The 10,919-nt window shown below is 67.4% G+C and carries 10 protein-coding genes and 1 tRNA gene; 5 read left to right on the top strand and 6 right to left on the bottom strand.

All coding sequences use genetic code 11. The annotated features are described in order from the left end of the window. Positions 1-73: 73 nt before the first annotated feature. The 4 genes from ACEQXV_RS13295 to ACEQXV_RS13280 are packed head-to-tail and all read right to left on the bottom strand — an operon-like array spanning position 74 to position 3,548. The gene (locus ACEQXV_RS13295) at positions 74-1,519 is read right to left on the bottom strand and encodes a carnitine 3-dehydrogenase (RefSeq protein ID WP_370269609.1); all 1,446 of its coding nucleotides are present in this window, start codon (positions 1,517-1,519) and stop codon (positions 74-76) included. A gap of 1 nt (position 1,520) precedes the next feature. Next, complete coding sequence (locus ACEQXV_RS13290) at positions 1,521-2,297, bottom strand: SDR family oxidoreductase (protein ID WP_370269607.1); 777 nt, start codon at positions 2,295-2,297, stop codon at positions 1,521-1,523. Between the two features lie 10 nt (positions 2,298-2,307). Beyond that, positions 2,308-2,637, bottom strand: a complete 330-nt coding sequence (locus ACEQXV_RS13285) for a hypothetical protein (RefSeq protein ID WP_370254704.1) — start codon at positions 2,635-2,637, stop codon at positions 2,308-2,310. Next, a complete protein-coding gene (locus tag ACEQXV_RS13280) occupies positions 2,637-3,548 on the bottom strand; it encodes a 3-keto-5-aminohexanoate cleavage protein (RefSeq protein WP_370254702.1) in 912 nt (303 codons plus the stop codon). The genes ACEQXV_RS13285 and ACEQXV_RS13280 overlap by 1 nt, the downstream gene beginning before the upstream one ends. 76 nt (positions 3,549-3,624) lie before the next feature. On the opposite strand from ACEQXV_RS13280, the gene ACEQXV_RS13275 reads away from it, so the two are divergent. Continuing rightward, positions 3,625-4,611 (top strand): GlxA family transcriptional regulator, encoded by a 987-nt coding sequence (locus tag ACEQXV_RS13275; protein WP_370269606.1) that lies wholly within the window; start codon positions 3,625-3,627, stop codon positions 4,609-4,611. Here the strand turns inward: ACEQXV_RS13275 and ACEQXV_RS13270 are convergent. After that, entirely contained in the window at positions 4,605-5,666 is a 1,062-nt protein-coding gene (locus ACEQXV_RS13270) for an aldo/keto reductase (RefSeq protein WP_370254700.1), read from the bottom strand. The genes ACEQXV_RS13275 and ACEQXV_RS13270 overlap by 7 nt on opposite strands. A gap of 105 nt (positions 5,667-5,771) precedes the next feature. Between ACEQXV_RS13270 and ACEQXV_RS13265 the strand changes: the two genes are divergently transcribed. From ACEQXV_RS13265 to ACEQXV_RS13250, 4 genes are all read left to right on the top strand, one after another. Next, the gene (locus tag ACEQXV_RS13265) at positions 5,772-6,383 is read left to right on the top strand and encodes an ImuA family protein (RefSeq protein ID WP_370269604.1); all 612 of its coding nucleotides are present in this window, start codon (positions 5,772-5,774) and stop codon (positions 6,381-6,383) included. Between the two features lie 239 nt (positions 6,384-6,622). After that, positions 6,623-7,843, top strand: coding sequence for an MFS transporter (locus ACEQXV_RS13260; protein ID WP_370254697.1), 1,221 nt, complete (start codon positions 6,623-6,625; stop codon positions 7,841-7,843). 77 nt (positions 7,844-7,920) lie between these two features. Beyond that, complete coding sequence (gene metG, locus ACEQXV_RS13255) at positions 7,921-9,639, top strand: methionine--tRNA ligase (protein WP_370269603.1); 1,719 nt, start codon at positions 7,921-7,923, stop codon at positions 9,637-9,639. 13 nt (positions 9,640-9,652) lie between these two features. Continuing rightward, a tRNA-Leu gene (locus tag ACEQXV_RS13250) sits at positions 9,653-9,737 on the top strand. Positions 9,738-9,739: 2 nt separating this feature from the next. Here ACEQXV_RS13250 and ACEQXV_RS13245 read toward each other — a convergent pair. After that, the gene (locus ACEQXV_RS13245; protein ID WP_370269601.1) at positions 9,740-10,906 is read right to left on the bottom strand and encodes an acyl-CoA dehydrogenase family protein; all 1,167 of its coding nucleotides are present in this window, start codon (positions 10,904-10,906) and stop codon (positions 9,740-9,742) included. Positions 10,907-10,919: the final 13 nt, after the last annotated feature.

The raw sequence follows: 10,919 nt of genomic DNA, 5'->3' as shown, positions 1-10,919 counted from the left end.
CTGCGCGCGGCGACCCGTCTTTTCGTCTGCACGGGGGGTGTACAGGGGGTGCACATCTGGCGCCCCCCGTATTTCAGCCCGTCCGCCCGGTGCCTCCGGCACCCTCGGGCCGTCCCATGGCGGCATGCGCCTCGGCGATTTTCGCCACCAGCGCGGCCATCTCCTCGGGCGGCTCCGCCGCGCGGCGGGTCTTCATGCTGACATGGATCAGCAACTGTTCGGCTGTCGCCGCCACCTCCCCGTTACAGTGGATCGTGTGGAAAAGAGTCAGCTTCTTGCCCCTGGCTTCCAGCACCTGCGTGGTCACCGTGATCCGCTCGCCGATCCGGATCTCGGCCAGGTAGCGCACGTGGTTTTCCACCGTGAACCAGCTGCCCTCATTGGCGATATAGTCGGGCGTGGATCCGATCCACAGCAGGAACCAGTCGCTCGCCTCCGACATCGCCTGCATGTAGCGGCTTTCGTTCATGTGGTCGTTGCCATCGACCCAGTCCGTAGGCACCTGGCGCTCCAGCGTGACCATCGGCTTCATCAGGTCCGGCATCTGGGGCGCAATGGTTTTCTCGTGCGCGTTCAGCACTTTACCTACGGCACTGCCGCGCTGCTTGAGGCTGCGCATCATGCCGATCAGGTTGCCATCGCGCAGGCTTTCCAGTTCCGCGATCGTCATGTGCCCCGACTGCGCGTCCGACTGGCTGGCGATCATGTCGATCAACTCGTCGGTCAGCTCCGGCACGTCCATCAGCTTGGTCCAGGGCCATTCCAGCGCCGGGCCGAACTGGCTGATGAAATGCTTCATCCCCGCCGGGCCACCGGCCACGCGATAGGTTTCAAAGAGCCCCATCTGCCCCCAGCGCAGGCCAAAGCCCATGCGGATCGCATCGTCGATTTCCTCGGTCGTCGCGATACCGTCCTTGATCAGCCACAGCGCCTCGCGCCAGACCGCTTCCAGGAAGCGGTCGGCAATGTGGGCGGGGATTTCCTGACGCACTTTGAGCGGGAAAAGCCCAACGGTTTCAAGAAGATCCTTGGCCCGGTCCAGCATCGCGGGCTCGGTCTTGTCCGATCCCACCAACTCGATCAGCGGCAGAAGGTAGACCGGGGTGTACGGATGCGCGACGATGATCTGCTCGGGCCGCGTGGCGCAGCTTTGCAGTTCCGACGGCATGAAGCCCGAGGTCGACGAGCCGATGATCGCGTCTGGATCGCAGACCGACTGCACCTGCTGGTAGAGCTTCTGCTTCAGCTCAAGCCGCTCTGGCGCGCTTTCCTGGATCCAGACCGCACCCTCGACGGCCTCGCTGATCGTGCCGTGAAACGAAAGCTTCCCCTCGGCTGGAAGGGCCACGTCGTAAAGCGCGGGCAGCGCGCGGCGCGCACGCCCCAGCATCGCGGTCAGCGTTTCCTCGGCCGTGGGCGAAGGGTCGAACACCCGCACGTCCCAGCCCATCAGCAGGAACCGCGCGGCCCAACCGCCGCCGATGACGCCACCGCCCAGGATGGCTGCTGTCTTGGTCATGTCATTCCCCGTTCGTTTCCGTGTGCCCGTCAACGGCCATCGCCTGACCCGACACCTTGTTGCCCATGTCCGACGCCAGGAAGAGCGCCATGTTCGCGATATCCTGGGCCTTGACCCAGGTCTTCATCGAAACGCCCTTCACGTAGATCTGGCGCACCTGTTCTTCCGGTATGCCACGCGCACGCGCCTCGTTGGCCACCACCCGGTCCATCCGCGGCCCCTCGACCGCGCCGGGGCACAGCGCATTGACGCGGATATTATAGGGGCCAAGTTCCATCGCCCAGGTCTTGGTCAGCCCGATGATCCCCCATTTCGCCGCCGCGTAAGGGGAGCGGTAGGGATGGCCGAAAAGTCCCGACGTCGACGAGGTGAGCAGCAAGAGCCCGGACCGCTGCGCCTTGAAAACGGGGGCCGCCCGGCGCGCCACCAGGAACGCCCCGTCGAGATTGACCGCCAGCGTGTCCTTCCAGCCCTCGAACGGCATCTCTTCCACCGGGGCGGCCGGGCCACCGATCCCGGCATTGGCCGCCGCCACGTCGAGCCCGCCAAGGGCCTCCAGCGCCTCGTCGAAGAACCCGTCCACCTGGGCCGGGTCGGTTACGTTCACCACGCGGGTCAGGATGTCGGGGTTGGCCGCCGCCATCTCGGCACAGGCGGCCTCGTCCACGTCGCAGACCGCGACGCGCGCACCCCTGGCCTTGAAATTCTCGGCCATGACCCGGCCAATGCCTGCGGCCCCTGCCGTGATCAGAACGCGTTTGCCCTGCAATCCGTCCATTTGTGCTGTCCTAGTCTACGCAGATCGACACGACCTGCCCTGTATCATCCAGAAAGCTGTAGCAGCCGAACTGGTTGTAATGGGTCGCGCAGGTCCGGGTTTCTGCCTCGCAGATGGTGGCGCAGTCGCTCGACCGGCTGCACATCCGGCCCGCATCCGGCGTGGGCTCGGCACAGAATTCGGCGGCCGAGAACCCGGCCACCGCCACGTAGCCGCCGCGCGCCACGCAGGCCTGCTCTTCCTCCGGGCTCAGCTCCTCTGGCCCGTCCTCGACGCAGGCCCCCACCAGCAGCAGCGCCGCCAGCGGAATCAGGCGAACGCCCCGCGCCGCCCAGCCCATCAGAGAGGATCGCGCTTGACGAGGCCCAGCTTCTCGCGCACCTCGGCCGGTCCCATGATCCGGCTGCCCATCGACTCGATGATGGTGCGCGCGCGGGTGACCAGCTGCGCGTTGGTGGCCAGCACCCCCTTGTCGAGCCAGAGATTGTCCTCCAGCCCCACGCGCACATGTCCGCCCGCCAGCACGGCGGCGGCGACGTAGTTCATCTGGTTGCGCCCGATCGAGAAGGCCGAGAAGTTCCAGTGATCAGGCACGTTGTTGACCATCGCCATGAAGGTATTGAGGTCATCGGGCGCGCCCCAGGGCACTCCCATGCACAGCTGCACCAGCGCCGGGTCTTCCAGCACGCCTTCGGAGACCAGCTGCTTGGCGAACCAGAGGTGGCCGGTGTCGAAGGCCTCGATCTCGGGCTTCACGCCCAGGTCGGTCATCATCTGGCCCATCGCGCGCAGCATGCCGGGCGTGTTGACCATGATGTAATCGGCCTCGGCAAAGTTCATGGTGCCGCAGTCAAGCGTGCAGATCTCGGGCCGGCACAAGCGCACATGTTCCATCCGCTCGGTGGCCCCGGCCATGTCGGTGCCCTTTTCCGAGGGCGGCAGCGGGTTTTCCATGTCCGACAGGGTCAGATCGCCCCCCATCCCGGCGGTGAGGTTCAGCACCACGTCCACATCGGCGGCCCGGATGCGCTCGGTCACTTCGCGGAACATGCCCACGTCGCGGCTCGGCGCGCCGGTTTCAGGGTCGCGCACATGGCAGTGCACGATGGCCGCACCGGCCTTGGCCGCCGCGATGGCATCACTGGCGATTGCCTCGGGGCTGCGCGGCACATGGGGGCTGCGATCCTGTGTGCCGCCCGATCCGGTCACGGCACAGGTGATGAATACGTCGCGCGAGGGGGTAAGGGGCATGTCGGTCTCCGTCTGCTGCTTGATCGTCATGTGACGCCAGATTGCGCCCCGAATATTTGCGATATACGAAGGAAGAATGACGGATTCCGCAACACGCAAAAGAAACCCGGGCGACGGCCCCTTTCGCATCGGGCTGCTGATTTTGCCCGACAGCAACCTTCTGTCGATGGCCGCGGCGCTGGACCCGTTCCGCGCGGCGAACCGGCGGGCCGGGCGCGCGGTCTATGACTGGCAGGTCCTGTCGCCGCAAGGGGGCATGGTGCGCCTGACCAGCGGGGTCGAGGTCCGAACCGCCGCCCTGCCCCTGCACGCGGACATGGACCTGTTGATCATGGTGGCGGGCTTCCGGCTCGATGCCCACGCAACGCCCGCGCTGCGGTCCTGGCTGCGCCAGCTGCGCGCGCGCGGCATTCCCTATTGCGGCGTCGACGGGGGGCCGTGGGTGCTGGCGCGGGCCGGGCTTCTGAACGGGCATCGCGCCACCACCCACTGGGAGGACCTGGAAGCCTTCGGCCACGCCTTCCCCGACCTGGAGCCCCTGCCCGACCGTTTCGTGATCGACGGCCCGGCGCTGACCACCGGGGGGGCGGCGCCCTGCCTCGACCTCATGCTGCACCTGATCCGTTGCCATCACGGGGCCGAGCTTGCGGGGCTGGTGGCAAATGCACTGCTCTATGACCCGGTCGACCGCCCCACGCCGCAGCGGCTGGTGCCGCAGGCGCGGCTGGCCGCGCTGGCCCCTCAGGTGGCGCAGGCCGTGGCGATCATGGAATCGCGGCTCGAAGAGCCGCCCGCCATTGCCGAGATCGCCGCCGAGGTCGGCCTTTCACCGCGACGGCTGGAAATGCTCTTCCGCCAGCACCTGGAAACCGGCCCCGGCGCCTTCTTCCTGCGCTTGCGCCTGTCCGAGGCGCGCCGGCTGGCGCTGGATACGGGGCTTAGCGTTCAGGACATCGCCCTGCGCACCGGGTTTTCCGGCCCCTCGACCCTGGCCCGGGCCTTCCGAAAGGGGTTCGCAGGCTCGATCTCGGATCTCAGGGCCGATCGCCATCAGGCTCAGTAGGGCATCGGGTGCGCCTTGTGGGCGGCGTCGAGATCGGCCAGCAGGTCTGGTGCCAGAACCATGTCCGCCGCACCCAGGATATGCTCCAGCTGCGCGCTGGTCGTCGCCCCGAAGATGGCCGAGACCGGGAAAGGCCGCGCCTGCTGCCAGGCCAGCGCCATGTGCACCGGATCCACCCCGTGCTTTGCGGCCACGCCAAGATAGGCCTCGACCGCAGGCAGCACCCTCTCTGTCAGGCGACCGCCAAGCGTCGGCGGCTGGTCGGCTGCAATCGCCACCGCAAGGCGCGAGGCTTCGGGCACGGCGCCGCCCTGGTACTTGCCTGTCAGCAGGCCCGTGGCCAGAGGCGAGAAGGACAGAAGCGTCACCGCCTCGTTCACCGCCATCTCGGCCATGTCGGTGTCATACATCCGGCACAGCAGCGAGTATTCGTTCTGCATCGTCTGGATGCGCGGCAGGCCCCGGTCCTCGGACACGCGCACCCATTGCGCCGTGCCCCAGGCCGATTCGTTGGACAGGCCGATATGGCGCATCTTGCCTTCGGCCACCAGCTTGCCCGCCTCTTCCAGCACGTCGGCAATGTGATCGAGCGTTTCCGCCTTGTTCTGCCCGCGCGGGTCGTAGCTCCAGTTCTTGCGGAACTGGAATGAGCCGCGATTGGGCCAGTGCAGCTGGTAGATGTCGACATAGTCGGTCCTGAGCCGCGCAAGCGACCCCTCCAGCGCCCGACGCAGTTCCTGGCCGGTGATCGGCACGCCGTCGCGCGCCACGCTGCCCTCGCCCGAGATCTTGGTGGCCAGCCAGTAATCGCCGCGCCGCGCCGGGTTGGCCGCGTTCCAGTCGCCCAGGATTTCCTCGGTCCGGCCCACGGTTTCCTTGCGCACCGGGTTGACCGGGTACATCTCGGCGGTGTCGACGATGTCGATCCCTGCCTCCAGCCCCATGTCCAGCTGCCTGAAGGCATCATCAGCCGGGGTCTGGACGCCCCATGTCATCGTGCCGAGGCAAAGCTCGGAAACCGTCTGCCCGGTGGAGCCGAGGGGAACCTGTCGCATGATCTGTCATCCTGTCCGTCACATCTTTGCCCCGACCCTAGGGGGTGGGGCGCGGGGCGCAAGGGATGGATTGAAGAACAAAAAGCGAACATATAGACTGGGACCATGTCCAACGCACGCCTCACCCGCTCTGCCCCCGCCCGGCCCGGCCCCCATCCCCTGCGCCTCCTGGGCCGCTTCGACCTCGCCCGCGCCCGCACGCACGAGTTCTGCGGCGGCGCCCGCAGGCGGCTGGCGCTGCTGGCAGCGCAAGGTTGCGAGGGGCCGGTGCTCTGGGTCCGGCCCGGCTGGCACCCCGACCGGCTGCACATGGACGGGGTCGCGCAGCTGATCGAGCCGGCGCGACTGCTGACGGTCGAGGCCCCGCGCCCCGAGGACCTGCTCTGGGTGCTGGAAGAGGCCCTGCGCCCCGGCGTGGTGCCCCTGGTGGTGGGCGACCTGCCCGAGCCCCCGGGCCTGACGCCGGTGCGCCGCCTGCACCTGGCGGCCGAGGCCGGCGCCGAGGCGGGCCGCGCGCCGCTCTGCCTGCTTCTGACCCCCGGGCAGGGGGGGGCCGCAGGGGTGGAAAGCCGCTGGCAGCTGAGCCCCGCCCACGCCCCGGGCCGCAGCCGCTGGAGCCTGACCCGCCTGCGCGCCCGCCAGGCGCCGCCGAAAACCTGGCAGATCGACGAGCGCGGCCTTGTCCAGCATGCGCCGGAAAGGGCCCCGGCCGCCTGATCGCCGTCTTCATTGTTCCCAAAATATCCCGGGGGCGTCGCCGCAAGGCGACGGGGGCAGCGCCCCCAGGCATTTTCCGCGGCGGAAAATGCTCCGCGACCCGCAGGGTCGCGCCACGGGTCGACGCGCGCGCAGCGTGCGGCGAAACCCCGAAAAAACGACGCCGCAAAGGTCGCCCCGGGCAAAGCAGCCCTCCGGCCCGGCCTCCAGTCTGACAAAAAAGTCAGATATTCTGCCCCATGCGCCTCTTCATCTCCTTCGCCGCCCTGTTCCTGTCGATCTTCCTTCTGCAGATCTCGACCGGCGGCGTGGGGCCGCTCGACGTGCTCTCCGGCGCAGAGCTTGGCTTTTCAAACAGCCAGATCGGCCTTCTGGGCTCGGCCCATTTCCTGGGCTTCTTCATCGGCTGCTGGTGGGCGCCGCGCCTGATGGGCTCGGTCGGCCATTCCCGCGCCTTCGCCGCCTTCACCGCCTCGGGCGCGATCGGTCTTCTGGCCCATATGCTGATCCTCGATCCCCATGCCTGGGCGCTGATGCGGGTGGCCTCGGGGCTCTCGGTCGCGGGCTGCTACACGGTGGTCGAGGCCTGGCTGCAATCGAAGGTCACCAACGAGACACGCGGACGCGCCATGGGCAGCTACCGGATGGTCGACATGGTGGGCTCGCTCTGCGCGCAGACGCTTATCGGCTTTCTCGAACCTGCCCATTACGTCAGCTACAACCTGCTGGCGCTGCTGTGCTGCGCGACGCTGTTGCCGCTCACGCTCTCGCGCGCCGAACAGCCGGAAACGCCCGAGGCCCCGCGCCTTGTGCCGCGCATGGCCTGGGTCAAGTCGCCGCTCGCGGTGGCAGGCGTGATGGTGGCCGCCGTTTCATCGGCCTCCTTTCGCATGGTGGGGCCGCTTTACGGCACCGAGGTGGGCCTGCGCCCCGACCAGATCGCCATCTTCCTTTCGGCCTTCGTCCTGGGGGGCGCTGTGGCGCAGCTGCCCGTGGGCTGGCTGGCCGACCGGTTCGACCGCAGGTGGGTGCTGATCGCCATGTCGGTCGCGGCCCTGCCCGCCTGCGCCTTCACCATTGCCGTATCGGACCTGGGCACCGGGCCGGTCATGGCCGCGGCCTTCCTCTTCGGGCTCATGACCTTCCCGATCTACTCGATCTCGGCCGCCCATGCCCATGACTGGGCCGAGGACCACGAACGGGTCGAGCTCTCCGCCGCGCTCATGTTCTTCTACGCCCTTGGCGCGATCGTGGCCCCGCTTCTGACCTCGAACCTTATCACGCTCTACGGGCCCGGCGCGCTCTTCACCTTCATCGCCGCCGCCCATCTGATGCTGGTCGTCTTCGGCCTCGTCCGCATGCGCCGCCGCAAGAGCGCAGGCCCCCGCGCACCCTATGTCTGGGTGCCGCGCACCACGTTCCTCGTCGGGCGCATCTTCCGCCGCAATGACAGACCCTGATCGCACCTATCGGTTCTGGCCCTTCACTTTCACCTGCGCTAAAGGGGTCTTCGCAAGGACGTAAGAAGGCGCACCCGATGGCACGCATCCTCATCACCTCGGCCATTCCCTACATCAACGGGATCAAGCACCTGGGCAACCTCGTGGGCAGCCAGCTGCCCGCCGACCTCTATGCCCGCTACATGCGCCAGCGCGGTCACGAGGTCATGTTTCTCTGCGCCACCGACGAACATGGCACGCCCGCGGAACTGGCCGCGGCCAAGGCGGGCAAACCGGTGGCCGATTACTGCGCCGAGATGCACGCCATCCAGGCCGAGATCGCCAAGGGCTTCCGCCTGTCCTTCGATCATTTTGGCCGCTCCTCCAGCCCCCAGAACCACCGGCTGACCCAGCATCTCGCGGGGCGGCTGGCCGAGGCAGGGCTGATCCGGGAAGTCACCGAGAACCAGATGTATTCCAACGCCGACGGGCGCTTCCTGCCCGACCGCTACATCGAGGGCACCTGCCCCAATTGCGGCTACGACTCGGCGCGCGGCGACCAGTGCGACAACTGCACCAAGCAGCTCGACCCGGTCGATCTCATCAACCCGCATTCCACCATTTCCGGCTCCACCGACCTGGAGATGCGCGAAACCAAGCACCTGTTCCTGCGCCAGTCGGCGCTGAAGGACCAGCTCGCGGCCTGGATCGATTCCAAGACCGACTGGCCGGTGCTGACCACCTCGATCGCCAAGAAGTGGCTCAACGACGGCGACGGCTTGCAGGACCGGGGCATCACCCGCGACCTCGACTGGGGCATCCCGGTCAGGAAGGGCGATCAGGACTGGCCCGGCATGGAGGGCAAGGTCTTCTATGTCTGGTTCGACGCGCCGATCGAATACATCGCCTGCGCCGCCGAATGGGCCGAAGCCAACGGCAAGACGGAAGCCGAGTGGGAACGCTGGTGGCGCACCGACAAGGGCGCCGATGACGTGCGCTATGTCCAGTTCATGGGCAAGGACAACGTCCCCTTCCACACGCTCAGCTTCCCGGCCACGATGATCGGCTCGGGTGAGCCGTGGAAGATGGTCGACTACATCAAGTCCTTCAACTACCTCAACTATGACGGTGGCCAGTTCTCGACCAGCCGCGGACGCGGCGTTTTCATGGACCAGGCGCTGGAAATCCTGCCCGCCGATTACTGGCGCTGGTGGCTTCTGTCCCACGCGCCCGAAAGCTCGGACAGCGAGTTCACCTGGGAGAATTTCCAGACCTCGGTGAACAAGGACCTTGCCGATGTTCTGGGCAACTTCGTCAGCCGCGTGACCAAGTTCTGCCGCTCCAAGTTCGGCGAAGTGGTGCCCGAGGGCGGCGATTACGGCGAGGCGGAGCTGGCGCTCGTGGCCGAGCTGGAGGAAAAGCTCGCTGCCTACCAGGCGCATATGGAAGCGATGGAGGTGCGCAAGGCCGCGGGCGAGCTGCGCGCGATCTGGGTCGCTGGCAACGAATACCTGCAAGCCGCCGCCCCCTGGGCCGCCTTCAAGGAAGACCCGGCGCGGGCGGCCGCCATCGTGCGGCTGTCGCTGAACCTGATCCGACTTTACGCGGTGCTGAGCGAGCCCTTCATCCCCGATGCCTCGGCGACGATGCTGGCGGCGATGAATGCAGGCGGGGCCGACTGGCCTGCCTCGGTCGGCGACGCGCTGGCAGCACTGGAGCCGGGCCATGGCTTTAGCGTTCCCGACGTGCTCTTCGCCAAGATCAGCGACGAGGACCGCGAAGGCTGGCAGGAACGGTTTGCAGGCGTCCGGACGTGATCCGGGCGCTTGGGCGGGCGTGATGGAATGGTAGACATATCGGACTTAAAATCCGAAGGCCTTGTGCCGTGTGGGTTCGAGTCCCACCGCCCGTACCACCCTATTTGCGCTTCCCCGCAGAAGCCCCCGCGATCATCTGGCGGGCGATGATGGTCTGCTGGATCTGCGTTGTGCCCTCGTAGATGCGGAAGAGCCGGGCATCGCGGAACAGCTGTTCGGCGCGATAATCGCGGATATAGCCCGCGCCGCCATGCACCTGCACGTTGCGATCGGCAACCCGCCCCACCATTTCCGAGGCAAACATCTTGGCGCAGCTTGCCGCCATGGCAACATCCTCGCCCCGGTCGCGCGCACGGGCGGCCTCCAGCACCAGGGCGCGGGCGGCCATGGCCTCTGCCTGGCTGTCGGCAAACATCGCCTGCACCAGCTGGAACCCGGCAATCGGCTGGCCGAACTGCTGTCTTTCCAGCCCGTAGGCCAGCATGTCGTCGATCATCCGCTCGGCCAGTCCCGTGCAGGCCGAGGCGATGTTGAGCCGCCCCTTGTCGAGCACCTTCATCGCGGTCTTGAAGCCCTGCCCCTCGATGCCGCCGATCAGCGCCTCGGCCGGCACGCGCAGATCGCGGAAGATCACGTCGCAGACATGCGCGCCCTGCTGGCCCATCTTGCGTTCCGGCGCGCCAAGGCTCAGCCCCGGCGTGCCCGCTTCGACCAGGAAGGCCGAGACACCGCGCGCGCCGGGCTGGTCGGGATCGGTGCGCGCCATGACGGTGAACAGCCCGGCATGGGGCGCATTGGTGATGTATCGCTTGGTGCCGTTCAGGACGTAGCCGTCCCCGTCGCGCCGGGCGGTGGTCCTGAGACTGCCGGCATCCGACCCGACATCGGGCTCGGTCAGCGCGAAAGACCCGATGATCTCGCCAGAGGCCAGCCGGGGCAGGTAGCGCGCCTTCTGCGCTTCGGTGCCGTCTATGGCGATCCCCTGGCTGCCGATGCCCACATTGGTGGCAAAGATCGAGCGGAAGGCCGGGGCCGCGCGCGCCAGGATCAGCATTGCCAGCATCTCTTCCTCGGTCGTTAGCCCCAGCCCCCCGTATTCCGGTGCGATCGACAGGCCGAACAGCCCCATCTCGCGCATCTCGGCGATCACGTCGGCGGGCATCTCGTCGCTCTCGGCCACCTCCGCCTCACGCGGGATCAGCCGATCATCGACGAAACGGCGCAGGGTCTCCAGAAGCTGGGCGAGTGTATCGGGGTCGAGCGACATGGCGGGTCTCCGG

It is taken from the genome of Nioella sp., assembly GCF_964229645.1.
Lineage (GTDB): Bacteria > Pseudomonadota > Alphaproteobacteria > Rhodobacterales > Rhodobacteraceae > Nioella.
Note: the sequence above shows the minus strand (reverse complement) of the source record. Positions and strands in the feature narration are given on the sequence as shown.

What these genes read in the sequence shown, in the direction of transcription:
- ACEQXV_RS13295 (WP_370269609.1), bottom strand. Translation starts at nt 1,519, where the DNA reads ATGACCAAGACAGCAGCCATCCTGGGCGGTGGCGTCATCGGCGGCGGT.
- ACEQXV_RS13290 (WP_370269607.1), bottom strand. Translation starts at nt 2,297, where the DNA reads ATGGACGGATTGCAGGGCAAACGCGTTCTGATCACGGCAGGGGCCGCA.
- ACEQXV_RS13285 (WP_370254704.1), bottom strand. Translation starts at nt 2,637, where the DNA reads ATGGGCTGGGCGGCGCGGGGCGTTCGCCTGATTCCGCTGGCGGCGCTG.
- ACEQXV_RS13280 (WP_370254702.1), bottom strand. Translation starts at nt 3,548, where the DNA reads ATGCCCCTTACCCCCTCGCGCGACGTATTCATCACCTGTGCCGTGACC.
- ACEQXV_RS13275 (WP_370269606.1), top strand. Translation starts at nt 3,625, where the DNA reads ATGACGGATTCCGCAACACGCAAAAGAAACCCGGGCGACGGCCCCTTT.
- ACEQXV_RS13270 (WP_370254700.1), bottom strand. Translation starts at nt 5,666, where the DNA reads ATGCGACAGGTTCCCCTCGGCTCCACCGGGCAGACGGTTTCCGAGCTT.
- ACEQXV_RS13265 (WP_370269604.1), top strand. Translation starts at nt 5,772, where the DNA reads ATGTCCAACGCACGCCTCACCCGCTCTGCCCCCGCCCGGCCCGGCCCC.
- ACEQXV_RS13260 (WP_370254697.1), top strand. Translation starts at nt 6,623, where the DNA reads ATGCGCCTCTTCATCTCCTTCGCCGCCCTGTTCCTGTCGATCTTCCTT.
- metG (WP_370269603.1), top strand. Translation starts at nt 7,921, where the DNA reads ATGGCACGCATCCTCATCACCTCGGCCATTCCCTACATCAACGGGATC.
- ACEQXV_RS13245 (WP_370269601.1), bottom strand. Translation starts at nt 10,906, where the DNA reads ATGTCGCTCGACCCCGATACACTCGCCCAGCTTCTGGAGACCCTGCGC.